The organism is Miniphocaeibacter sp. (assembly GCF_049276255.1).
GTDB lineage: Bacteria > Bacillota > Clostridia > Tissierellales > Peptoniphilaceae > Miniphocaeibacter.
Genome location: NZ_JBASWB010000016.1, coordinates 1 through 22,530 on the forward strand (window position 1 = coordinate 1; position 22,530 = coordinate 22,530).

Here is a 22,530-nt window from a genome sequence, read left to right on the forward strand (position 1 = left end):
AGGCGTTGCCCAAATTAAAAGACATAATTTGCCATAGCCTAAACCTTGAAAATATTCTTATCTATTTATAGAAATTCAACTTGTCATATGTAATTTTCTGTATTCTATAGGACTTAGATATCCTAAGGAACCGTGTATTCTATCATTATTATACCAATAAATATATTTTTCCAGTTCATATTTTAATTGTTCTAGATTCTTGAATTTGTGTTGATAAATTAATTCGGTTTTTAAAATTTTATTAGTTGCTTCACTTACTGCGTTGTACCCTCGCTATGCTGGGGCAGACCCTCATAAGGATTACCTTTTCTACTTAAAGATCTTTTTATCTTAAAGATTTTTAAAAGGTCATCTATTACTTTATTATCATATTCACTCCCTCTATCTGAATGAAATAACTGTATTTTACTTAATGAGTATTTAGAACTAAGAAGAGCTTGTTCGATTAATTTTGCATCCTTATTTTTACCTACGGAATATCCGATGATTTCCCTGTTGTATAAATTAATTAGTAAGCATATGTAATTCCAAGATTTTCCAACTCTTACATATGTTAAATCACTTACTACAACTTCTAGATTATCCCTTTTGTTAAATTCTCTATCCAATATATTTTCTGTTTTCGCTTCATTACATTTTAAGTTATGTACTTTATATTGTGCTACTGTATAATTAGAAACTAAACTATTTTCTTGCATGATTTTAGATATTTTGCGTCTAGAAACTTGATAACCTAGTACTCTTAGTTTTTTCTTTATTTTTCTAGTTCCATAGTTGTTTTTACTCTTCCTAAATATTTCTTTTATCTGCTCTACTAGTTTTAAATTGGATTTGCTTGATATGGATCTATTTAGATAATAATAAACAATGGATCTATGAATTTTTAAGAACCTACACATAGCACTAATACTATATTTATCACGATTTGATATTATTAAATCTATTTTTTGCCTAGTAGTAGTGCAGCTTGCTTCGTGTGCCCTTCAGGGTATAAAATATCATTCTCCATCTTCAATTGCTGATTTTCTTTTTGAAGTCTTATTAATTCCTTTTCTTCTTCTGTTCTATTATCATCAATTTTAAATGATTTGGAATTATTATATCTTGTTACCCAACTTCTTAATGCAGCTGTTGAAACTCCATATTCTTCACTTAGACTACGATAGGTATGATTTCCTTGATTATAGATTTTTGCCATTTGTTCTTTAAATTTATCATCGTACCTCTTACCTTTACCACTCATGATTTCACTCCTTGTTTTTATTATTTAGATTCTATCATGTTTGGTATAAAACTGTCCTATTTAGTGTAGCCTATCCATTCCATTAGTATATGGAACTCTGTATACTTGCAAGAAGCATATAATTATATGGTGAAAAAAGATCCTGAAATCACTAAATACATGGAACATATTTCTCCAATTAATTGGCAACATATAACCTTTTTGGGAGAATATAAATTTGATATTCATTCCACTCCTAAAAAACTCAGAAAGCTAAATATTTAGAATTGTACAAAGTGCTAGAAATAGAGACTATTTGTTTCTTAACGGTACAAATATCCCTCTCGCGCTCGGTACCCCATGAATTGAAAAATGGAGGTATAAAATGAAAAAAAGAATAATGTCACTATTATTAATTTGTTCTGTACTTATAGGAACTGTATCTTTAGCGTATGATAGTGGAACTAAAAACTGGTTAGGTGGAAAGTGGAGACATGGTGTGAATAGTAGCCATGTATGGTCTAATTTTTATCATGGCTCGAAAACACACGAAACACATGTGCAAGGGGCTGTTGGAAAAAAAGGATATTCTGGTTGGGTTGGAAAGGGAACAACTGCAAAAGCTTCTTGGGAAAAAGCTTGGTCTGGAAATAGAGCTTGGCAAATACTAAATAATTAGCAAAAATTAAATCTTCTTAAATAACAATACATTAAGAGCAATTTAAAAATAGTAGTATTATTTTATAATAGCTCTTAATGATTTTTTAATAATTTAGTAATGATTTTTTAATAATTTAGAAATGGTTTTGTAAAAATATGCTGATATTATTATATATATTGAGGAGGGTATATGAAAAAAATTAAAATTTTTATTACATTTTTAGTTATTGCATTGTCTTTTGCTACTTCATATTTACTTTTGTATACATATGGTAGCAATCAGCTTGAAAATTTTATTTTAAGCGATAATATAAATATTTCTATAATAGTAGATGATAAAGGAATTTCTTCTAGAGATGTAATTAATAAGCTTAAAGAAATAACTAAAGAATATAAAGTAAATATTCAAAAGTTAAACTACTCTCCCAGTAAGAATGATGGTGAAAACAATTTAATACTGTACTCTATTTATTTTGATGAAAGTAATTATTTACAAAGAATAGTTGATAACTTAGGAGATAAAAGTAATGTAAGTTCAAAAACTGTTGTTACAAATGATAGTAAAAATAATATTAATGATAAAGATATTAAGAAAGTAAATACTATTAATAATACAGTGTTTTACATTAAGCCCATAGAGGAGATTGAAGGACACAAGGTTTCTGGTGATTATGTTTTGTCTGGATATAAGGGAAATTACTCAGACATCATTGAAATTATAAATGGCATTGAACATGTAGAAGCAACTAATAGTGAAGCTAATTATTTGCATGGTTTTCTTGATGTTTCCGTAAGTGATATAAACAATATAGTTTTATTATTTGCTAGTTTATTTACTGTGATTATATTTTTGTATTTTTACATTATTATTTTAAGATCTAGAGAGTTTGCTATTAGTAAATTATTTGGAGAAAGTAATTTTAAAATAATTTTAAAAGTTATGGTTAGAAATTTTCTACAGATTACTTCACTGTTTTTTGGAGTAAACTTACTTGTATTTGGCATTTATCTTCTTAGGAAAAGTATAATAGGTCAGATTGCAAGTTTGTACAATTTTTCAATCAAATATTTGTTAGTATTTGTTGTATTTTTATTTATTTGTATCATTTCTTCTAGTATTTTTATTTTTAGAATAAATATTCTTAGTTCATTAAAAGGAAAGATTAGAATAAACAACTATATGTCTATACTCTTAAGAATGTTTTTTACAATGGTATTAATTGTACTTTCTTTTAATATGTTAGGAGAATTTAAAGATCTTCAAAGTTCAAAGAAAAACAAAGAACATTGGGAAAGGACTAAACAGTATGCAGACATAAATATTGGTGAATATGAAAAAATGCAAAGCGATTATATATTTGCATACCCTTTACTTAAAGGACTAAAGAGTTTTTACGACTCTACAGAGGATAGTGGAATTTTATTTAGACCTGGAAATAAATATAATCCTATGTTTACTTTCGAGAAAGATGAAGAAAGTTATGTATTTGAAGGTGATGAAGTATATGTAAACAGAGCCTACTTAGAGGCTAACAAAAGTAGTTTAAATGACATTTTACCTGATTTCGAAAAGGAAGAAGATACTTTATATGTAATTGCTGATTCTTCCCTTAAAGGTCAAGAAGAGGATTTGAAAAAATATTTGAAGAAAACTCATTTGTTCCAATACTCTATTTGGAATGAAGCATATGTTGGTGCCAAAGCTAATCAAATTGGAATAGATCCAGATAATGAGCTATTAAATAAAAGTGAAAAAAGAGAGCAACAAAAATTATTTACTGAATTTAGTGTGAAGGAACTTGGTTATGATATGGATAATGAAAATTCCAAGATGGAATTTTACAAAGATACTTTAAAACAAGAAATTATTTACTACAATGATATTCCAAATATGTTTTCTTACAACTTTAAAATAAGTCAGAAAAATAGATTAATAAAACCAAAGTTAATATTTTTGGTTAATAAAACTAACTTTGGAGACTTGTCAGATATTTATATAAACTCAATTCAAAACAGATGGTACCATACACATATTGAGGAGTACTATAATCCTATGAAAAGCTTAGAAAAATATATAGTAGAAAACAATTTACAAGAAAATATACTTTCTATAACTACTGTGTATGATGATTATTCTAGTTATATTGAAGAATATAATAGAAAGTTAATTTCTATTTTTGTAACAGTAATAGTGTCTTTTGGAATTTTAATTTCTGGTGTAATAAATGAAACAATTTTATTTATTGAAAGAAACAAAAAATTAATTGCTGTAAAAAATCTTATGGGAATAAATAAGTTTAAAATTTATGAAGAGTTTATTTTTAAAATAATTTATACAAATATGATTGCTTTTATTTTACTTGTTGTAAGTAACACGTATTTTAATTTTGTAAATATAAGAAATATCGCACAATTAATAATGATATTTTTAGTGATTTTAGTTATGCAATTATTTATAGCTACTAAAATTATTAATTTAAATAATATGAAAAATACTATTAAGACGCTTAAAGGAGATTAGCATGAGTCATTTTATTTTAAAGAATATATCTAAAAAATATGGTAGTCATGAAATTTTAAAGGATGTGAGCATTGAGGTTGAAAGGGGAGAACTCATATCTATTTTTGGAGAAAGTGGATGTGGCAAGAGTACTTTATTAAATATTATAGGTTTGCTTGAGAGCTATGATAGTGGTGACTACAGTATTAATGATATAAAAAATCCTGCATTAAATAAAAAAGAAGCTCTTTTACTGAGAAGAAATGAGATAGGGTATTTGTTCCAGAATTTTGCTCTAGTGGAAAATTATACTGTAAGGGAAAATCTGGAGATAGCTATGTCTTACTCTAAGTTGTCTAAAAGTAGGAAGAAAAAAGAAAAGATTGAAGCTTTAAGAAAAGTCAATTTAGAGGATAAGATAAACAGTTACATTTATGAATTATCTGGGGGTGAGCAACAGAGAATTTCTATTGCAAGACTCTTGCTTAAACCTTTTAATCTATTACTTGCTGATGAACCAACAGGTTCTCTTGACAAGAATAATAGAGATTTGATTTTAAGTATTTTAAAAGAGATTAATAATGAGGGTAAGACTATTTTAATAGTTACTCATGATAGCAAGGTAAGAGATTTTTGTGACAGATGTATATATTTAACAAAAAATTAATATGGAGGTATAAGATGAAGAAAAAATTTAAGGGAATGTTAATGATGGTTTTACTTACTGGGGTGCTTTTTAGTTTTGTAGGTTGTGGTAAAAGTGAACCTGAAAAATATACGTTAAAAGTTATTAATGAAACAGATACTTCGTTTAAGAATATAGGCTTATCTAATGGTAAGTTTCAATCTGTTGTTAGGATAGCTGATAAAGATATTGAAAAAGATGATCAAGTATTCTTTTTGAATGAAGGAATTAAGGATAAAGAAAATTTTATAATTAAAGCTTTGGGGAAAGATGACAAAATATATGAGGGAAGCATTGCTTTAAATGGTAAAAATCTTGTTATTAAAGAGATAAAGGAAAGTAAACTTATAACTGATTCTGATAGTGAAGATAATTTGGATTTAGATTTTGACATTGTAAATATAATCAAAGATTGGAAATATGAAGTTAATGACAAAATGGTAGTTTCAAAATATACTAGCGATAAACCACATTCAACTTCTGTTATAGGAAATGGTGGAAAGGTTGGACGTTCTAGTGATACTGAAGCTAATAAAGAATCTATTTCCGATTGGGAAAAAGGTGATGTAAATTATGTTTTAATAGATGTGCTTTTAAATATTCAATCTCAATAAAGACACGAAAATATTCTTTTGTGACTTCTTAAATGGCTTAAAACCACGCTTTTAGGAACAAACTTTCCGAAAGCATGGTTTTTTATGTCCAAAACACTATATATAGTGGTGTATTTTCATTTCCAAAATTGCCACCACTTCTTACTATCTTCTTTTTCTCTGAGTTCTAAAATCTTATTTTCTAACTGATTTTGACTAATTAAATTTAATTTTTGCTGTTGATCTAAAAGATTGTTTAATCTTTCTATTTGATTTTTCAAAAATTCTATTTCTGTATTTTTATCCTTTATTATTTGATGGGTAAAATTAATAGGTAAATTGGTTTTATTACCTATTGATTTATTAGGTATTTTACCCTCTAACTCATTCTTTATTATTGTTATAGCATCATTTGATAGGTAGGTAATTCCATTTTTTTTGCTTAAGTATTCACTAGGTAATTTTCTTACTTGATATTTTATTTTATCTTTTGAAACCCCTAACTCATCAGCTAATTGTTTAATAGTTTTTTCCATTATTTAATAGTTTTTTCCATTATTCAATATCCTTTAATAATGATTTTTTTAATATTTCATCTAATTTTTGTTGTCCTTTTAATTGTTCTTCCTTTCTTTCTGATAAAGGTTTTATTTCAGGATAAGTCTTTATAGCTTCTTCTTCTGTAAAGTTATAAATATGATTTTCATAGTACTCCCCATTTTCTTTTCTAAATGTTTTTTTACCATCTTTCTTTATATCATTTTGTGGAGAAAAATTAAACTCAATATATTCTATAAATCTCTTTCTTTTACCTTTTCCTTTTATTTTATTAATTCTTAAATTATTAAAATAATATCCTAATTCATTTTTTATAGGATCTAATATATTTGTTGTAATATTTGTTATTCTATAACTCTTAGGAACATCAAAAATTCTCCTAAACTCATCTATTTGAACTATGTAATATCCAGTTGTTCTATATTGTTTAAGAAGTCTATATGCTGTTTTAGAATAAGAACTCCTTAATTTAGTAAATTCCTTTAATTCAAACTTGGTAAAATTCCCAGTTATACTATTTAATATATCTTTAAATTTATCATTTACCTGTATAATTACACTTTCCTTTTTTATACTGACTGTGTATTCCGTAAATAGTACAAATTTTGTAAACTCTTCATTTGTACCTATTTTGATATTTAATTGTATTAATTTATCATATACTCCTTCAATATCCTTTATAAATCTATCGTAAGCTGTATATTTATAATTGCTTAACTCTCTTAATTCTTCAAAGCTAAATTCTATTTTAATAATTCCCTTATCTTTCATTTGTGAACATAGGGGTACCGAGCGCGAGAGAGGTATTTGTACCGTTAAGGAAATATTGGAAAGATTTTCATAAAAAACATGCATGATAAACTATAAAAATAATAGTATCAAAAACGGACGATTATAGGACTTTTTAGAAATTAAATAAAAGGCCCTATTTTTTGTGCTTTTATGGCGCTTAAACTCGTATGAATATCATAGTTTCTTTTGTTGTATAGGGAGTTAAGTTATGATACTATTAAAATAAAAATCATGGAGATATTTATGATATTTGGGTATGCAAGGGTAAGTACAGAAGATCAGAATCTAAATCTACAAATAGATGCTTTAGAAAAATATGGAATAGATAGAATATTTAAAGAAAAAGTAACGGGAGCTAACAAAGAAAGACCAGAATTAAAAGAAATGGAAAAACTGTTAACTCGATTAACTATAACTGCTATTTTAATTTTCGTTGCATCTCTAAATAAATATTTAAAATTACAACGTTAAGTTAACTTAAATGTTTTATTTAACATAATTTTGTTGTATAGTACATCGGATATATCCTTATCTAATACCTTGCAAATAGCTGAATCCTTTGTTATAAATTTTACTTCAACATAAATTCCTAACCCTATGTAGTCATAAATTCTACCAGCACTTCTCGTTCCCTTAATTACTGTATAGGGACTATTGGCAACATAACCGACGACAAATAAATCCTCTGTTATTACAACTATTGCATCTTGGTCATATTTATTGTCAAAATCCTTAATACATATTAATTCCATTCCAACCTTTAATAACTCAGATGCAGCATAATATTTCAAACCTGTTAAGGTTATATATAATTCTTCCATTTCCTTTACCTATAAATTGTTATAATCTTTCCTTGTCATTTCATAATCCACTACTGACTGTAATCTTCCAAGTTGGTCCTTCCAACAATTTTTTCTTGTACCAACTTTGTTAAAACCAATTTTCTCATAAACTCTTTGAGCTCTTTTATTATTTAAATTAGTATCTAAGAATATTCTATTAATTTTTTCTCTTGAATTTAAATTTTCATCTTCAAAAAGAAATTTTATTAATAACTTTAAAAGCTCTGTACCATAACCTTTATTTTGATAATTAAAGTCACAAATCTTAATACCTATTGCTGCTTCATTTTTATATATTCTATAGGAACACTCTCCAACTAACTTACTATCTATTTCAATTACACATCTTTGAGAAAGTTGATTTTCATTTTCACTAACAAGTCTTTTTGTCTTCTCTAAACTTTCACCTAGTCCTTTAGGAAAACCGGCATGTTCCATAACCTTTCCATCATTCCACCAGGTATTAAGCTGTTTTGCATCATCTAGTTTTGCAGAGCGTATAACTATCTTATTATTTTCTATTTTCATCTTATTCCTACTTTAATTTCCTTATAATTTGTCTTATATCTAAATTAATATTATGATTTTTTAGCCAGTTAATAACTTCTTCTTTATATTCTATATTAAAATCCAATATAGCATCAGAACCCTTTTTTCCTAGTACAACTAAATGTATCCCATCTTTATTCTCTTTTAAAATAGCCTTGGAAATTTCCTTTGGTCTTAAAAAAGTCTTTCCATACCCTTGAATTCCATCTTTACTAATTCCAATTTTAAAGAAACTTATTACAGAGGCTATAATTACAATTGGCATGGCTAAATAAACATCTCTTGAAAAATAATATATAACTAAGGAAAACCCAATTATAAAAATAAATCCTGTTATTCTTTTTTTATTAAATCTTCTTCCTGGTATTTCAATTTTAAAATTAGATATTTCTGTAATTAACACCAGTATTAAAGCAATACTGTAAATTAAAATATATTCCATATAGTTTTCTCCCTTAGCTTCTTCTTATTTACAGTATATCATTTTTATATAAAAAAGGACCAAATGGTCCCTTTTAAGCTTGTGCCTTATATACTATTATTCTTTTCCAGTCCATTATTACCTTGTAATAACCTGAAAGTTCCTTGTCCAGTTCTTCGTCTGATGTGTCTATTCTTAAAAAACTGTCCGGTATTCCATATAATTTACTATGGGAAGCAACTATCCAAATATTGTCCTTACCAACTTTTCTTAATACTCTTGGGCTAAGTTGTTGATTTCCTCTTCCAAAAATATGCCCTTGACCACCTATTGCAGTAACTATTAATTTTACTTCCTTGTCCTTAATAAAATCATAGATTTCTCCTTCTGTTCCATCTTTAATAACAAGTTCATTTTTATATAAAATATCTACTCCTAGTAAACTTCCCTCATAGCCTAAGTCCTTTAAAATAGCGTAAGTTGTACCACCTGTTCCAAAAATATAACAGGTATCTTCCTTGCCGGCCTTTATACGATCTTCTATTTCAGCCGACATTCCCTCTATTTCGTCTTCACTAGAGCTTCCCGGCGATTTTGAACCTTGCATTAAATTTTGTATTCTTGGAACTTGTAAATAGCCATATAGTTTAGCTTCTACTATATTTTGTCTAAATTTATCTTCATCTATATCCATTACTTCGGAGTTTTCTATTTTTAAATCCTTAGGATTTTCTATAAATTCCTTAACAACTAGACCTGCATCTTTAGGATTATTGGCATAAACTGCAGAATGAATTTTAACTCCTGCCGGAATACCTACACAGGGAACTGAAAGTTCAACAGCATTGAATATATTTCTGGCTGTACCATCTCCACCTGCAAAAACAAGTAAATCTATATTTTCTTTAACCATTTCTTTTGCTAGTTTTTCGGTATCTTCAAAGGTTGTTTTTTCCTTATTTTCTCCAACTAGCTTATAGGAAAATCCTAATTCCTTTAGGGCATTTTCTCCCATTTCTCCAAAACCTGTAATAAAAGTAACCTTATCCCTATAATCTTTAATTTGATTTAGGGCTATTTTAGCTTTTTTATTAGCCTGATAAGTCCCTCCTTTTTCTAAGGCAAGTTTTTGTACTTCTTCACCGTCACTGCCTTTTAAACCAACAGATCCACCTATTCCTGCAACAGGATTTATTATTAAACCTAATTTCATTTTCCCCTCCATAGTAGTATTACTAAAATCTATTAAATACAATTATACATGTTTTTAACAATCTCCGATAGATTAAAAAATTATTTATGCAGTTTAATTTTATATAATCTACTACTCTTTATTTTTCCATACCATATAGGTAAAATTATATTCTCTTGAAAAATCATCTTTTTTTATTTTAAAACCAGATTCTAAATAGCATTTAATTGCTCTTTTATTGAAATTCCTAACCTTAAGATTTAAGGTTTTTAAACTATTTTCTATTGCATAGTTTAATATTATACCCATAATTTCACTTCCTAGTCCTTTACCACATAACTGTGGTTTTAAACCTAAACCAACAAAGATTTCATCCCTTAAATAAAAAAATCTAAAAACTGCAATTAGGTCATTTTTTTCAAAAATCCCTCTATATTCTTCATTCCTTTTTCTCTCATTAGTTATACTATAATTTTTTTCTAGCATATATTTCCAAGCTGGATAGTTATAAATTGCATATTCCCCATCATATTTCCACTTAGTAAATTCCATAGCCTTATCTAATGTTAAATGTTTTATTATATATTCCATCTCTCCTCCCTAACTAAATTAATTACTAAACCTACATATTTAATATCCTTTTTTATTAAAAATAATCTTTTACTTTTTATAAAAATTTCCACAGAGTACAACATTATAAAGATAAATAATTATTAAATTTTCTAAAATCAAACTTGACAAAAAACAATAAAAGTATTATTATTAGCATATGCTAATAATAAAGTCTAAGAGGTGACTATGGCTAGAAAAATTAGTAACAAAATTGTAAGAGCAAAACCCCGTTATACCATGTTTAGTCCAGTAGAAGATTTTAACATTGCTTCTGATTCCACTATTCATTTACTTTTAGAAGAATGGGAATCTTTTAGGCTGGTAGATTATTTAGGACTTTCCCAACAGGAAGCTTCAGAATCTATGGATGTATCACGACAAACGGTTCAGACTCTTTTACAATCGGCAAGAAAAAAGGTTTCAAGAGCAATTGTTGAATCCTTACCTATTATTATTGAAGGTGGAAATTATAGCACAAAAATAGAAAATATTGAGGGGATGAATAAAATGAAAGTAGCTATAACTTATGAAAACAATCAAGTTTTTCCTCATTTTGGAAGAACACCAAATTTTAAAATATATGAAATAGAAAATGGAAATATTATTAAACAGGAAATAGTTCAAACACCTGCCAGTGGACATGGTGCTTTAGTTGATTTTCTAGTGGAAAACAATGTTAACGCCTTAATTTGTGGAGGTATTGGTGGCGGTGCAGTAAATGCCTTACAAGAAGCGGGAATTACAATATATTCTGGAGCTTCTGGAGAAGCAGATGCACAAGTTAACTCCTTTATAAAGGGACAACTTCCTTTAACTGGAAAAGCAAATTGTAACCATCATCATGAACATAATCATCAACATAAACATGGTGAAGGTGGATGTCATAACCATAAACACCATCACGGTGAAGAAGGTTGCCATGGACATGGGCAAAGAAAAGATAATCGCCAAGAGCATCGTCATGAAAGAAGATCTGAAAGAATGCGTAATTGTAATAAAAACAAATAAAGAAAATAGTCCAACTTTCAATATGTTGGACTATTTTTTAATAATTTAAATATTTCATTGAAAATTCCTTATAATATTCCTCTAGTTCTGTATTTTTCAATAGTTTTAATACATCATAGGTTACAGAATTCCAATCTACTTCCTTAACTTGAGCAAATTTAAAGTTATTTAATTTGTTTTTAATTTTTTCATTATCAAAAGGATATAGAAATATAACATAGTCTTTTTTATTTTTTATTAAAGCAACATTTCTATAAATCTGATAGTCTTTGTAAAAGTCCTCTTTTTCCAAATCCTTTAAATATAAACTATCCTTTAATAAATCCTTGTATCTTTCTTCCCAAGCTTGGTCCTTGTCCTCTCCTTGAAAAGTTCTAAAATTCTCTTCACTATATTTTGTTTCAAGAAATATTTTATAGCCGCTGGAATATTCTACATATATGTCAAATTGATACTTCTCATTATGCATGGCATTACAGAAAAAATCTATAATTTCACCTAAATCTTCCTCTTTAACTCCTAATGTTTCTGAAATAATTTTATTGAAAACCTCTTTCCTATTAAATAATGGTAGAAAAAAATTCATACACATTATTTGAGATGAATTTAAATGGTTAGAATATGTATTTAGTCTATTTTCATTACAGTATTTTGTATACAATGAATATGTATCACTTAAAAAATTATCTTCTACTTTTCCAGGTAAAACATGTCCTTTTTCTTCACCTTTATATAAGCCATTTTCCTTAATCCTTAAAACATTATTTTTATAGTCTGTTAAATGTTCTTTTATTCTCTTGTTAAATTCAGTATATCTCATATTATTCTCCAATTATTAATATACAACAAAATAAAATATTTAAATTCACAAAATATTTTATTACCCCAAATTAAATTTACAACTTACTACCTATATGATTATAGGACAAAAAGTCATAATTTACCACTGAAGATTAAAGAATAATGAATTTTTTTACTATGACTATCTAAAATTTTTTACATAAAAAAAGACAGTAAAAACTGTCTTTAAAAATTAATTTTAATCAATACCTACCATTACAGAAGTTGCCTTAATAATAGCATAAGCTTCTTTTCCTACTTCTAAATTTAGCTCATTAATTGAACTCATTGAAATAGTTGAAGAAATAATATTTCCTCCACCAATATCAATTTTTACAATTCCGTTTACAGCACCTTTTTCTATTTCCACTACTTTGCCTTTTAATTGATTTCTTGCACTTAATTTCATTTAATATCTCCTTTAATTTTTATTCTATATACTTCATACCTCAAATATTTACTTATAAACTTTTATTTTCTTCCTTAATAACAGAATAGGCAAGATTATTTATTTTCTTTACTTTTGTAATTGTTTCAAAAATGTAAGAATTTCTCATTTACTAAAATATTAAATTTTTATATTAAAAAAATAATATTTGTTTTTTTATGTATTTTATCTTTCTAAAATAAATATATACTTTAGAAATAATTCAAACCTATATTAATATATACCATATATATATTAGTTTTATAAGCTTTGTCTATTTTATTTCTTGTGTTTTATTTTTATAGTTCATATTAATTACTTTTCTTTTTATTAAGTTTCTTCATCTAAAAAATCTTTTTTAAACCTAAATTTTAATGAAAAATATAAAAATCTTACTTAGCTTTAATAAAATCAGTCTTAAATATTTTGTTTAAATTACTTGAAAATTGGAAATATAACCATTGAAATCTTAATATTTATCTAAATCATGATACAATAATTTTAAGTAGGTGTTTTTTATACTAATACGTTTTCATAACAGTATTAAATTATATTATACCTACACTAATTAGGAGGTGAATTATATGAAAAATTTATATGAAAAATACTTTACTAAACAAAAAATGATGCGTACAGTATTGGTTCCATTAATAATTATAAGCCTTTTTTCTATTTATAATTTTGGATGGAGAGTATTGGCCTTGCTATTATTAAACTTATTCATTGCAGTAGCTATAGAATATTTGTGTGAAGTTAAATTGTATAAAAGAAAAAAATCTCTGAGGCAGTAATTATTACCAGTATTCTTTATACTATGACATTACCGGTATCGTTACCATTTTGGATTTCTGCTGTAGGAATAGCTTTCGGAATATTCTTTGGTAAAATGGTTTTTGGTGGTTTTGGTAAAAATATTTTTAATCCAGCCTTAGTTGGACGTGTTTTTATCTATATCAACTTCCCTAACCCATTAACTATTGCTTGGAATGAAGCTGCTAAAGGATTGCCAGGAGGTTTTGGAGCATTTACCCTACCTCATATTGATGCATTATCAACAGCTACACCAATGTTAGCCTTTAGAAATGAAGGAGTTTTAACTAATATTTCTAACTTATTAATTGGAAATGTATCAGGAGCTATTGGAGAAACTTCCAAAATTCTAATAATTTTAGCTGCTATTTACTTAATTTATAAAAAGGTTGCATCTTGGCAAATAATGGCAGGCTCTGTATTGGGTTTTTCAGTTTTGTCTGGAATCTTCAATCTTATGGGAGTAGAAACAATACCTAATCCTATTTATGGAATGTTACTTGGTGGATTTTTACTTGGTACAGTATTTATGGCAACAGATCCTATTTCTGCTGCTAAAACCGTTCCGGGAAAATGGATTTATGGACTTATTATAGGAGTAGTAACAGTAATAATTAGAGGTTTTGCACTATTCTCCGGCGGTATGATGTTTGCTATTTTAATGGGCAACACCTTTGCCCCAATAATTGACTATGTTGTAAAACAAAGAAAAGCTAAGAAAAAATCAAAAGAGGCGGTGGTATAATGGCTAAGAAAAAAAGCATGATCTTTCCTGTGGTTTTTATGGTTCTTCTAGCCGGAATACTAACTTTTCTTTTGGCAGTTATAAATGAAGTATCTTTACCGGTAATTGAATTTAATCAAAAAATTGAATTACAAGAAAAAATACTTTCCGTATTTAATATTTTGCCAGAAGAAGCAACACCTCAGGAAATAGATGAAATTTTTAAGGAAAATATTAAAGAAGAAGATTATGAAGGTAAAAAATTATATATTCAAGAAGAAAACGGTGAAAGTGTTGCCTATGCAGTTCCTTTTGACGGACCTGGACTTTGGGGTAGTATTGACGGATATCTTGGAATAAAATCAGATTTAAAAACTGTGACAGGAATCGAATTTATAAAACAAGAGGAAACACCAGGACTAGGAGGTAGAATTGCTGAACCTGAATATAAGGAGCAATTTAGGGACCTTGACATTTCTGACTCATCATCAGGAGAAATTGTAATTAACAAACCTGCTCCCGGTGGAAATATCGATGCTATTACAGGTGCAACTCAAACATCTACATTTGTTACAAATATGATTAACGAAGATATAATGAACTTTATAAATACAAGAAAGGGAGTGTAGTATGGCAGGAAAAACCAATTATAAAAAAATAATTTCCGATGCATTATTATATGATAACCCTGTTCTAGTACAAGTTATAGGACTTTGTTCAACACTTGCAGTTACTAATCTTGCTATGAATTCATTGGTTATGGGAGTAGCACTAGCTGTAGTAACAGCCTTTTCTTCCCTAACAATATCCTTGTTAAGAAATATTACTCCTAAACATATAAGAATGATGGTACAGGTATTTGTAATATCCTTCTATGTAATAATAGTAGATATATTCTTAAAAGCATATATGCCGGAAATGAGTAAAACACTAGGACCTTACGTTGGTTTAATAATTACCAACTGTATAATAATGGGTAGGGCAGAAGCCTTTGCAATAGCTAATAAACCAATTCCTTCATTTGTTGATGGTTTTATTTCGGGAATTGGCTATACAATTGTCCTTCTACTAGTTGCTTTTGTTAGGGAACTACTAGGATTTGGTTCTTTATTTGGAATAAGAATACTTCCACAATCCTTTACTCCTTGGACAATGATGGTAATGCCACCTGGAGCTTTCTTCATACTACCTATAATTATGTGGATAGCTTATAATATACGAAACAAAAAGGAAGGAGCTAAAAAATAATGACAATACATCCATTAGTAATATTCTTTGCTTCTATATTTACAAGCAATATGATATTTAGTAATTTCTTAGGAATGTGCTCCTTTGTTGCAGTAAGTAAAGAAGTTGAAACAGCTACAGGACTAGGAGTAGCAGTAACTTTTGTTATAACAGTAACAACAATAATAAATTATTTCCTATATGAATTAATGGTAATGTTTAATATTGAATATTTAAGATTTATAGTATTTATAATTTCCATTGCTGCCTTTGTACAATTTTTGGAAATGGTATTAGAAAGATACATACCAAATTTATATTATGCCTTGGGAATATTTTTACCATTAATAACAGTTAACTGTGCAATTCTTGGAGTTTCTTTATTTATGGTTATAAGACAATATAACTTCTTACAAACAGTTGGCTTTGCAATAGGATCAGGTTTAGGATGGGCTCTTGCAATAATCTCTATGGCTGGAATAAGGTCCAGAATAAATGAAAATGCCTTACCTGAAGGACTTAGAGGAGCTCCAATAACCCTCATAATAACGGGAATAATGGCAATGGCATTTATAGGATTCTCCGGTATAGTACAAATATCATAGGAGGAGAAAATGAGTACAGTTTTAACAACAACAGCAATAATATCTGGTTTGTGTGCTCTTTTCGCCATTATATTAACCATTGCAGATAAATACATTGCAGATTATGGAGAAGTAAATTTAATAATAAACGACGAAAAAGAGTATAAAGTTGATGGAGGAAACAGTTTACTGGACACACTCCGAAATGAAAAGATTTTTATACCTTCAGCCTGTGGTGGAAAAGGCTCTTGTGGTTATTGTAAAGTAAAAGTTCTTGAAGGAGGAGGACAGGTTTTAGCAACGGAAAAACCTTGGCTTACTCCGGAAGAATTAAAAGATAATATAAGACTTTCCTGCCAATGTAAGGTAAAAGAAAATATAAAAATCGAAATACCTGAAGAATTATTTAATGTAAAAGAATATAAGGTTACAGTTGTAGATATTCAAAAGATGACTGACAAAATTAAAAAATTCAGATTTCAATTACCTGAAGGAGAAAAAATCAGTTTTAAACCTGGTCAATATATACAAATTAAAGCTCCGGAATATGAAGGTAATACAGAAGAAGTTTACAGAGCCTATTCTGTTGCGTCATCTATAAAAGACGAAAACCATCTGGAGGTTTTAATTGGATTTACCGGTGGAATATGTACAACCTATATGCATAAATTCGTAGATGTAGGAACTGAACTTGATTTAAACGGTCCTTATGGCGACTTCTATTATCACGATGATGACAGTGAAATAGTAATGGTTGCTGCCGGAACGGGATTTGCACCAATACGTTCAATTCTTTACCATATGAAAGATAATGATATAAAGAGAAAAGCAAGATTTTACTTTGGAGCTAGAACAGAAGATGACCTATTCTTATTAGACGAGTTGAAGATGTTTGAAGAGGAGTTACATGACTTTAAATTTATGCCAACCCTGTCTAGAGTTCCAGAAGATTCCACTTGGGTTGGTGACAGAGGTAGAGTTACAAACTCAATAGAAAAATACTTAGAGGATTCTGGAAATTACACTGCCTACCTATGTGGTAGCCCTGTAATGATACAATCCATAGTAGAATCACTAAATAAGAAAAACATATCAGACGATAAAATTTACTTTGATGAATTTTAAGAAAAAGAAAATTGGAAAAAGGATAGCTGCCGCTATCCTTTCTTGTTTTTAATATTCTAAATACTTTAGTATAAATTCCCTATAATGGTTTTCCAATTCCCTATTTTTACCTACAACTAAATTATAAACATAATATGCCAAATAGTTCCAATCAACTGTCTTTACATTATTATAGTTAAACTTAGTAATTTCCTTAATTAAACTTTCATTATCATAAGGAAGTATGAAAACTGCATAGTCCTTTAAACTATTTATCATTCCAATATTTCTATTTATTTGATAGTCATAGAAGAACTCTTCCTTTGTAAGGTTTTTTAAGTAAAGACTATTTGCAATAAAGTTGGAATATTTATTATCCCATACTTCATCTCTATTAAAGCCTGAAAAGATTCCATAACCATTTTCACTGTATTTCATTTCAAAAAATATTCTTATTCCATTTGCATATTCTAAGAATAAATCAATTTCCGTTTTTTCATCTTGTCCACACCTATGTTCAAAGTCTACAGTTACTAGGTCTGTTAAAGTTCCTTCTTCTTTGCCTATTATTTTTTCAACTACCCTATTTAAAATATCCCTATTTTCAAGTAGCGGTAAAAAGAAATTCATTCCCATAACCTGTGAGGAATTTAAATGGTTAGAATATACAGGAAGTTCTTTATTTGGACAATACTTTTCATATAATGGATAGGTTTCACCAATAAAATTTTCAGCTACTAACTCATCGGAGAGAACATGACCGTATTCCTTATTTTTAAACAATCCATCTTCTTTAATTCCTAAATTCTTTTCCATGTACTTACCTAGGTGTTTTGTTACTCTTTTCTTAAATTCATCATATTTCATAATATATCTCCTTTCTATATTACTCTATACTATTTAATAATCCTTTCTTTTTATGGAATACAAAATAGATGAATTAACTAAAAATAAATTATTTAAAAATAAACTCCCTCTTATATATAACTATACCCAAGAAAAACAGGTAATTAAACCTGTTTCATAACCTATTATTTTTCTATTACTAACCAGTTACCTGACTTGTTACTAATAAAATTATACTTACTTATTTGATTTTCCTCTAAAGCCTTGTAAAAATATTTTTTAAATTCCTCTAAGTTCATTTCTTTTTTCCCGGGATACCATTTTTCAGGATTTATTTTAAACATGTTCCTTTCTATTTCTTCCTTTAAGTTCTTACTACCGTATCCCTTACCAATATAGGCCTTTCCACCTTTTCTTAAAACCCTGTAAATTTCCTTAAAAGCCTTGGTTTTGTCCTTCCAAAATCTGTAGGAAGAACGACTTACAATTAAATCTATAGAATTATCGGCAAAAGAAATATTATGAACATCTCCAACAATAGGTAAAACTCTATTTTCCAAATTTTCATCCTTGATTTTTTCATTGGCAATATCTTTCCCGTCTAAATTAATATCCATTAAGTATACCTTCATATTGGTTAATTTAGCAATTTCAATACCTAAATCTCCGGTGCCGGAACCAATATCCAAACAGATACCTTCTTTTATTTCAGTATATTCTATAATCTGCCTAGCAATAATAGGATAAATTTTCTTAAAAACCCTATTAACAAGCTCCTTGTAGCCATACATATTAAATTGTTTATTATTAGTGTTCATAATTACCTCTTGCTAATTCTATTTTTATATGATGAAAAAAGCCTTGAATTTTTTAACTTTCTATTTCTTATAACTTTTTTACTAGTTCTATTCTTTGTTGTTTCAAATTAATCATATATCTAATAAGTATCTCAAAGTAATATATTAAATATCTAATCTTATATTTTTTGTAACCCGGATCCAATTTCAATATGCTTTCAAAGATTTTTCTACTTCTATTTTCTTATTGAAATCTTCAATAAATCATACTTTTACAAACATTATGTATCTTTACTATAATACATATAAAAATATAATACCAACTGATAAATATAAAATTCATAGTTAATATTTATCAGTTGGTATTAATTTAAAACATATTATATTAAAGCTCTTGATTTATCTACGTAATCGCTCAACTATTTCTCTTAATGAATAGAATTTATCTATAACCTCATCCCCTAATTGCTCATATAAGTTCATATATAAAACATCCACAACTGCTAGTTGAGAAATTCTAGTTGCCATATTGGCCACTCTAAAGTATTCCTCTAATACAGGAGTATATAAAGCAATATCAGTATACTTTATTAGTGTTGATTTCTGAAGACTTGTTATTGATATAACAACAGCTCCTCTTTCTTTAGCAAATTTTGATAGTTCTATTATTTCTTGCGTTTCTCCTGTTGTTGATACAGCTATGAAAATATCATTCTTTTTCATGTTTAAAATAATTGAAAGCATAAAATGAAAATCTTGATTAAAATCAACATTTAACCCTAATTTTATAAATTTATATACAATATCCTGTGCTACAATAGCTGAAGCACCAACCCCGTAAACTACTATCGTGTTAGCATTTAATATTAAGTCAACTGATTTTAAAACACTTTTTAAGTCTAATGTATTTATCAATTGATTTACCGCCATCGTATCTAACTCTAAGGTATTTATAAAAACTTCTTTTGGAGATAATTTTCCTATTCTATCTTTACGGACAATATTAAAATCTTTGCTTTCCCTAATTGTAATTTCCTTATTTAATTCAAGTTTAAATTCAGGAAATCCTCTAATTCCTAACATTTTACAAAATCTCACAACGCTAGCTTGACTAACTTGCGAAGCTTCAGCAACTTCCTTTATAGTCATTAAAGATATTTTAGAAAGATTATTTAATATATAATTAGATATTTTAATTTCTGCTTCCGTAAAATTTTTCTGCTGCTCAATTCGTTCTATTAACAACATTTCTCCCCCAAAAGATAATTTATATTATTTTTCTAAACTATCTACAAATTTTTTAGTGATAATTTCAGGTCTTGTTATTGCGGTACCCACAACAACTGAAAATGCACCTTTTTCATATGCTTCTATCAATTCTTCTGGCGTAGAAATATGTCCTTCTGCTATTACAGGAACTGATACATTTTTCTTTATTTCCGAAATAATTCCACTATTAAACCCAGTTTTTTCTCCTATTCTATTAGTATACCCTACTAAAGTTGTTGAAACAATATCAGCTCCACACTTTTCAGAATATTTAGCACTTTCAACTCCATCACAATCTGCCATTACAATAATCTCTGGATAATTTACATGTATTTTCTCTATAATATCTTCAAGAGTTTCTTCGCCTGGTCTTCTCCTATTTGTACCATCTATTGCAACAATATCAGCTCCAGCTTTTATTACCGATTCTGCACTTTCATATGTTGGAGTTATATAAACTTCATAATTATCGAACCATTGTTTATATATTCCTATCATAGGTAAATTAACTTCTTTTTTTATAGCAGAAATATTTTCTGGCTCTGTTGCCCGTATTCCTACCGCTCCACCTTGTTGTGCAGCCTTTGCAAAAGCGACCATTATATCGGTCCCGTACATGGGCCATCCCTTCCTTGCCTGACATGAAACAATTAGTCCACCCTTAATATAATTTAATACTTTTTCTTTCATAGCTACTCCTTATAATATTCCAAAGAATTTACCTGCTAGTCCAATAATAAAACATACAATCATTAACCAGTATATTGCTTTTTTCTTTTTAACTAATGCAGTATAAAACAATAGAGTGATTACTAAAGGTAATAAACTTGGAAATATTTGATCGAGTAATTCTTGTAAAATAATTTCTTTTCCACCACTTACCCATGTAGCAGTTAACTGTATTTTTACAAAATTTACAACCATAGATCCTGTTACCATCATACCTACAATCGTAGCTCCTTGGACAAATTTTTGAATTAAGTCAGATTGTTTCATTTTAACAATTAGCTTAACTCCAAATTTATAACCCCAAAAAACACCAAAATATCTAGTTAGTAAGTTTAATGTTACATTTGGAACAATAAATATAATTGGCCCTAGTATATTTCCATTAAGTGCTAAACCAGCTCCTATGGCTGCGAATATAGTCATAAAAGTTGCTTTAAATACAGAATCTCCTATACCAGATAAAGGCCCCATTAACGCTGTTTTAGTAGAAGCAATTGTTTCTTCTGTTACCAATTTCCCCATCGCTCTTTGCTCTTCCAATGCTGTTGCTACACCAAGTACTACATTTGTTGTATATGGATGACAATTGAAAAATTCATTATGACGTTGTAAAGCCTTTATATATTCCTCTTCATCAGGATATATCTTCCTTAAAATAGGTATCATTGCATAATTAAATCCCAAACTCATATAACGTTCGTAATTTATTGTTGACATCGTAAAAAATGAACGTAGAACAACTTTTCTCAGATCTTTCTTTTCTATCAAACCGTCTTCTTTTTCATCATCTTCTTCAATACTTAATCTTTCACCATCTTTTTTACTTATACTCATAATTCCCGCTGCAATTCCTAAACCTAATAGAGAAACAGCTAGAACATTTAATTCTAAATAAACAGATAATATAAAACCTATTAAGAAAAATGGCCAATATTTTTTAAAGTCCATCATTTTTAATAACATTGCCATACCTATGGCAGGTAACAATCCAGATGCTATTTCAATTCCACCTGATACCCACGCTGGCAAAGCATCGTTTATATTTTTAACAAAATCACTACCAAAATAAATTGCTAAAAATGATGCTATAAAAAATACTAAGAAAAACACTAAAATACCTGATAGATGTATTAATTCAATTTTTTTAGTATTTCCTGAATTAATTGCTTTATCTGATTTATGAACTATAAATATATTTATATTCCAAGCAAGCATTATAAGAAATTGTGCTAAAATTCCAATTGGTAATGCTAAAGAAATTCCTAATGAAGGTGAATTAGATTGTATTGCATATATTGTACCAATAACTCCTGCTATCTGTGCATTAGGAGGTACAGAGCCACCTATAGGTAAAACCCCCATAAACATTAATTCAACACTTGCTCCTACTGCTAAACCAGTTTTAACATCTCCCATTATTAACCCTATAAGAGGACCTGCGAAAATTGGTCTACTTATCATCCAATATCCATATCCATAATTTTCTGTAATCAATAACGCAACAAATAAACTTAATAATAATGCAGAAACTATATTCAT

General features: G+C 28.1%; 26 protein-coding genes and 2 pseudogenes. 13 read left to right on the top strand and 15 right to left on the bottom strand.

Annotated elements, in window-relative coordinates; translation table 11 throughout:
* Window positions 1-75: 75 nt before the first annotated feature.
* Window positions 76-1,243 (bottom strand): annotated as a pseudogene (locus WAO56_RS01620) (IS3 family transposase).
* A gap of 72 nt (window positions 1,244-1,315) precedes the next feature.
* Between WAO56_RS01620 and WAO56_RS01625 the strand changes: the two are divergent.
* The 5 genes and pseudogenes from WAO56_RS01625 to WAO56_RS01645 form a co-directional block, all read left to right on the top strand.
* Window positions 1,316-1,507: pseudogene (locus WAO56_RS01625) on the top strand (Tn3 family transposase); the annotation flags it as partial.
* Window positions 1,508-1,607: 100 nt separating this feature from the next.
* Window positions 1,608-1,901 carry a lactococcin 972 family bacteriocin gene (locus WAO56_RS01630; RefSeq protein WP_422144718.1) on the top strand — a complete coding sequence of 98 codons (294 nt, stop codon included), beginning with the start codon at window positions 1,608-1,610 and terminating at the stop codon, window positions 1,899-1,901.
* 171 nt (window positions 1,902-2,072) lie between these two features.
* Window positions 2,073-4,403, top strand: a complete 2,331-nt coding sequence (locus WAO56_RS01635; RefSeq protein ID WP_422144717.1) for a hypothetical protein — start codon at window positions 2,073-2,075, stop codon at window positions 4,401-4,403.
* Between the two features lies 1 nt (window position 4,404).
* Window positions 4,405-5,049 (top strand): putative bacteriocin export ABC transporter, encoded by a 645-nt coding sequence (locus WAO56_RS01640; RefSeq protein ID WP_422144716.1) that lies wholly within the window; start codon window positions 4,405-4,407, stop codon window positions 5,047-5,049.
* A gap of 14 nt (window positions 5,050-5,063) precedes the next feature.
* Complete coding sequence (locus tag WAO56_RS01645) at window positions 5,064-5,681, top strand: hypothetical protein (protein WP_422144715.1); 618 nt, start codon at window positions 5,064-5,066, stop codon at window positions 5,679-5,681.
* Window positions 5,682-5,797: 116 nt separating this feature from the next.
* On the opposite strand, the gene WAO56_RS01650 is transcribed toward WAO56_RS01645, so the two are convergent.
* Together WAO56_RS01650 and WAO56_RS01655 are read right to left on the bottom strand one after the other, a co-directional pair.
* Window positions 5,798-6,196 carry a hypothetical protein gene (locus WAO56_RS01650; protein ID WP_422144714.1) on the bottom strand — a complete coding sequence of 133 codons (399 nt, stop codon included), beginning with the start codon at window positions 6,194-6,196 and terminating at the stop codon, window positions 5,798-5,800.
* A gap of 19 nt (window positions 6,197-6,215) precedes the next feature.
* Window positions 6,216-6,989 carry a replication initiation protein gene (locus WAO56_RS01655; protein ID WP_422144713.1) on the bottom strand — a complete coding sequence of 258 codons (774 nt, stop codon included), beginning with the start codon at window positions 6,987-6,989 and terminating at the stop codon, window positions 6,216-6,218.
* Window positions 6,990-7,253: 264 nt separating this feature from the next.
* Here WAO56_RS01655 and WAO56_RS01660 point away from each other — a divergent pair, with 264 nt between their 5' ends.
* Window positions 7,254-7,481, top strand: coding sequence for a recombinase family protein (locus tag WAO56_RS01660; protein WP_422144712.1), 228 nt, complete (start codon window positions 7,254-7,256; stop codon window positions 7,479-7,481).
* Here WAO56_RS01660 and WAO56_RS01665 read toward each other — a convergent pair.
* The 5 genes from WAO56_RS01665 to WAO56_RS01685 form a co-directional block, all read right to left on the bottom strand.
* Entirely contained in the window at window positions 7,478-7,831 is a 354-nt protein-coding gene (locus WAO56_RS01665) for an HIRAN domain-containing protein (protein ID WP_422144711.1), read from the bottom strand. The two genes, WAO56_RS01660 and WAO56_RS01665, sit on opposite strands and share 4 nt — an antisense overlap.
* 9 nt (window positions 7,832-7,840) lie before the next feature.
* Window positions 7,841-8,380 (bottom strand): GNAT family N-acetyltransferase, encoded by a 540-nt coding sequence (locus WAO56_RS01670; RefSeq protein ID WP_422144710.1) that lies wholly within the window; start codon window positions 8,378-8,380, stop codon window positions 7,841-7,843.
* A gap of 7 nt (window positions 8,381-8,387) precedes the next feature.
* Entirely contained in the window at window positions 8,388-8,843 is a 456-nt protein-coding gene (locus tag WAO56_RS01675; protein ID WP_422144709.1) for a hypothetical protein, read from the bottom strand.
* Window positions 8,844-8,916: 73 nt separating this feature from the next.
* Complete coding sequence (locus tag WAO56_RS01680; RefSeq protein WP_422144708.1) at window positions 8,917-10,035, bottom strand: ATP-NAD kinase family protein; 1,119 nt, start codon at window positions 10,033-10,035, stop codon at window positions 8,917-8,919.
* 111 nt (window positions 10,036-10,146) lie between these two features.
* Complete coding sequence (locus WAO56_RS01685) at window positions 10,147-10,605, bottom strand: GNAT family N-acetyltransferase (RefSeq protein ID WP_422144707.1); 459 nt, start codon at window positions 10,603-10,605, stop codon at window positions 10,147-10,149.
* 207 nt (window positions 10,606-10,812) lie between these two features.
* On the opposite strand from WAO56_RS01685, the gene WAO56_RS01690 reads away from it, so the two are divergent.
* Window positions 10,813-11,634 carry a NifB/NifX family molybdenum-iron cluster-binding protein gene (locus WAO56_RS01690; RefSeq protein WP_422144706.1) on the top strand — a complete coding sequence of 274 codons (822 nt, stop codon included), beginning with the start codon at window positions 10,813-10,815 and terminating at the stop codon, window positions 11,632-11,634.
* 37 nt (window positions 11,635-11,671) lie between these two features.
* Here the strand turns inward: WAO56_RS01690 and WAO56_RS01695 are convergent, their stop codons facing one another.
* The gene (locus WAO56_RS01695) at window positions 11,672-12,454 is read right to left on the bottom strand and encodes a PGN_0703 family putative restriction endonuclease (RefSeq protein ID WP_422144705.1); all 783 of its coding nucleotides are present in this window, start codon (window positions 12,452-12,454) and stop codon (window positions 11,672-11,674) included.
* Window positions 12,455-12,673: 219 nt separating this feature from the next.
* Complete coding sequence (locus WAO56_RS01700) at window positions 12,674-12,883, bottom strand: TOBE domain-containing protein (RefSeq protein WP_422144704.1); 210 nt, start codon at window positions 12,881-12,883, stop codon at window positions 12,674-12,676.
* A 602-nt stretch (window positions 12,884-13,485) separates the two neighbouring features.
* Between WAO56_RS01700 and WAO56_RS01705 the strand changes: the two genes are divergently transcribed.
* From WAO56_RS01705 to WAO56_RS01730, 6 genes are read left to right on the top strand one after another with little or no spacing between them, the layout of a single operon-like run.
* Window positions 13,486-13,692, top strand: coding sequence for an RnfABCDGE type electron transport complex subunit D (locus tag WAO56_RS01705; RefSeq protein ID WP_422146210.1), 207 nt, complete (start codon window positions 13,486-13,488; stop codon window positions 13,690-13,692).
* 23 nt (window positions 13,693-13,715) lie between these two features.
* The gene (locus WAO56_RS01710; protein ID WP_422146211.1) at window positions 13,716-14,456 is read left to right on the top strand and encodes an RnfABCDGE type electron transport complex subunit D; all 741 of its coding nucleotides are present in this window, start codon (window positions 13,716-13,718) and stop codon (window positions 14,454-14,456) included.
* Window positions 14,456-15,064, top strand: coding sequence for an FMN-binding protein (locus WAO56_RS01715; RefSeq protein ID WP_422144702.1), 609 nt, complete (start codon window positions 14,456-14,458; stop codon window positions 15,062-15,064). The genes WAO56_RS01710 and WAO56_RS01715 overlap by 1 nt, the downstream gene beginning before the upstream one ends.
* A gap of 1 nt (window position 15,065) precedes the next feature.
* Complete coding sequence (locus WAO56_RS01720) at window positions 15,066-15,683, top strand: NADH:ubiquinone reductase (Na(+)-transporting) subunit D (RefSeq protein WP_422144701.1); 618 nt, start codon at window positions 15,066-15,068, stop codon at window positions 15,681-15,683.
* Window positions 15,683-16,267 carry an NADH:ubiquinone reductase (Na(+)-transporting) subunit E gene (locus WAO56_RS01725; RefSeq protein WP_243661699.1) on the top strand — a complete coding sequence of 195 codons (585 nt, stop codon included), beginning with the start codon at window positions 15,683-15,685 and terminating at the stop codon, window positions 16,265-16,267. Before WAO56_RS01720 ends, WAO56_RS01725 begins: the two co-directional genes overlap by 1 nt.
* Before the next feature lie 9 nt (window positions 16,268-16,276).
* A complete protein-coding gene (locus tag WAO56_RS01730) occupies window positions 16,277-17,371 on the top strand; it encodes an NADH:ubiquinone reductase (Na(+)-transporting) subunit F (RefSeq protein WP_422144700.1) in 1,095 nt (364 codons plus the stop codon).
* A gap of 48 nt (window positions 17,372-17,419) precedes the next feature.
* Here WAO56_RS01730 and WAO56_RS01735 read toward each other — a convergent pair whose 3' ends face one another.
* The 5 genes from WAO56_RS01735 to WAO56_RS01755 all read right to left on the bottom strand — a co-directional run bounded on the left by WAO56_RS01735 (window position 17,420) and on the right by WAO56_RS01755 (window position 22,530).
* Entirely contained in the window at window positions 17,420-18,217 is a 798-nt protein-coding gene (locus tag WAO56_RS01735; protein WP_422144699.1) for a PGN_0703 family putative restriction endonuclease, read from the bottom strand.
* Window positions 18,218-18,381: 164 nt separating this feature from the next.
* Window positions 18,382-19,014, bottom strand: coding sequence for a class I SAM-dependent methyltransferase (locus WAO56_RS01740; RefSeq protein WP_422144698.1), 633 nt, complete (start codon window positions 19,012-19,014; stop codon window positions 18,382-18,384).
* 378 nt (window positions 19,015-19,392) lie between these two features.
* Window positions 19,393-20,241: a MurR/RpiR family transcriptional regulator gene (locus tag WAO56_RS01745; RefSeq protein ID WP_422144697.1), complete on the bottom strand. Its 849-nt coding sequence runs from the start codon at window positions 20,239-20,241 to the stop codon at window positions 19,393-19,395.
* Window positions 20,242-20,265: 24 nt separating this feature from the next.
* Window positions 20,266-20,952, bottom strand: a complete 687-nt coding sequence (locus tag WAO56_RS01750) for an N-acetylmannosamine-6-phosphate 2-epimerase (RefSeq protein WP_422144696.1) — start codon at window positions 20,950-20,952, stop codon at window positions 20,266-20,268.
* Between the two features lie 9 nt (window positions 20,953-20,961).
* Window positions 20,962-22,530 carry a PTS system mannose/fructose/sorbose family transporter subunit IID gene (locus tag WAO56_RS01755; RefSeq protein WP_422144695.1) on the bottom strand — a complete coding sequence of 523 codons (1,569 nt, stop codon included), beginning with the start codon at window positions 22,528-22,530 and terminating at the stop codon, window positions 20,962-20,964.

Coding starts and splice junctions, on each gene's coding strand:
- WAO56_RS01630 (WP_422144718.1), top strand. CDS start 1,608: ATGAAAAAAAGAATAATGTCACTATTATTAATTTGTTCTGTACTTATA.
- WAO56_RS01680 (WP_422144708.1), bottom strand. CDS start 10,035: ATGAAATTAGGTTTAATAATAAATCCTGTTGCAGGAATAGGTGGATCT.
- WAO56_RS01690 (WP_422144706.1), top strand. CDS start 10,813: ATGGCTAGAAAAATTAGTAACAAAATTGTAAGAGCAAAACCCCGTTAT.
- WAO56_RS01645 (WP_422144715.1), top strand. CDS start 5,064: ATGAAGAAAAAATTTAAGGGAATGTTAATGATGGTTTTACTTACTGGG.
- WAO56_RS01730 (WP_422144700.1), top strand. CDS start 16,277: ATGAGTACAGTTTTAACAACAACAGCAATAATATCTGGTTTGTGTGCT.
- WAO56_RS01725 (WP_243661699.1), top strand. CDS start 15,683: ATGACAATACATCCATTAGTAATATTCTTTGCTTCTATATTTACAAGC.
- WAO56_RS01710 (WP_422146211.1), top strand. CDS start 13,716: ATGACATTACCGGTATCGTTACCATTTTGGATTTCTGCTGTAGGAATA.
- WAO56_RS01705 (WP_422146210.1), top strand. CDS start 13,486: ATGAAAAATTTATATGAAAAATACTTTACTAAACAAAAAATGATGCGT.
- WAO56_RS01650 (WP_422144714.1), bottom strand. CDS start 6,196: ATGGAAAAAACTATTAAACAATTAGCTGATGAGTTAGGGGTTTCAAAA.
- WAO56_RS01635 (WP_422144717.1), top strand. CDS start 2,073: ATGAAAAAAATTAAAATTTTTATTACATTTTTAGTTATTGCATTGTCT.
- WAO56_RS01675 (WP_422144709.1), bottom strand. CDS start 8,843: ATGGAATATATTTTAATTTACAGTATTGCTTTAATACTGGTGTTAATT.
- WAO56_RS01670 (WP_422144710.1), bottom strand. CDS start 8,380: ATGAAAATAGAAAATAATAAGATAGTTATACGCTCTGCAAAACTAGAT.
- WAO56_RS01660 (WP_422144712.1), top strand. CDS start 7,254: ATGATATTTGGGTATGCAAGGGTAAGTACAGAAGATCAGAATCTAAAT.
- WAO56_RS01745 (WP_422144697.1), bottom strand. CDS start 20,241: ATGTTGTTAATAGAACGAATTGAGCAGCAGAAAAATTTTACGGAAGCA.
- WAO56_RS01665 (WP_422144711.1), bottom strand. CDS start 7,831: ATGGAAGAATTATATATAACCTTAACAGGTTTGAAATATTATGCTGCA.
- WAO56_RS01740 (WP_422144698.1), bottom strand. CDS start 19,014: ATGAACACTAATAATAAACAATTTAATATGTATGGCTACAAGGAGCTT.
- WAO56_RS01685 (WP_422144707.1), bottom strand. CDS start 10,605: ATGGAATATATAATAAAACATTTAACATTAGATAAGGCTATGGAATTT.
- WAO56_RS01735 (WP_422144699.1), bottom strand. CDS start 18,217: ATGAAATATGATGAATTTAAGAAAAGAGTAACAAAACACCTAGGTAAG.
- WAO56_RS01700 (WP_422144704.1), bottom strand. CDS start 12,883: ATGAAATTAAGTGCAAGAAATCAATTAAAAGGCAAAGTAGTGGAAATA.
- WAO56_RS01750 (WP_422144696.1), bottom strand. CDS start 20,952: ATGAAAGAAAAAGTATTAAATTATATTAAGGGTGGACTAATTGTTTCA.
- WAO56_RS01695 (WP_422144705.1), bottom strand. CDS start 12,454: ATGAGATATACTGAATTTAACAAGAGAATAAAAGAACATTTAACAGAC.
- WAO56_RS01755 (WP_422144695.1), bottom strand. CDS start 22,530: ATGAATATAGTTTCTGCATTATTATTAAGTTTATTTGTTGCGTTATTG.
- WAO56_RS01715 (WP_422144702.1), top strand. CDS start 14,456: ATGGCTAAGAAAAAAAGCATGATCTTTCCTGTGGTTTTTATGGTTCTT.
- WAO56_RS01640 (WP_422144716.1), top strand. CDS start 4,405: ATGAGTCATTTTATTTTAAAGAATATATCTAAAAAATATGGTAGTCAT.
- WAO56_RS01655 (WP_422144713.1), bottom strand. CDS start 6,989: ATGAAAGATAAGGGAATTATTAAAATAGAATTTAGCTTTGAAGAATTA.
- WAO56_RS01720 (WP_422144701.1), top strand. CDS start 15,066: ATGGCAGGAAAAACCAATTATAAAAAAATAATTTCCGATGCATTATTA.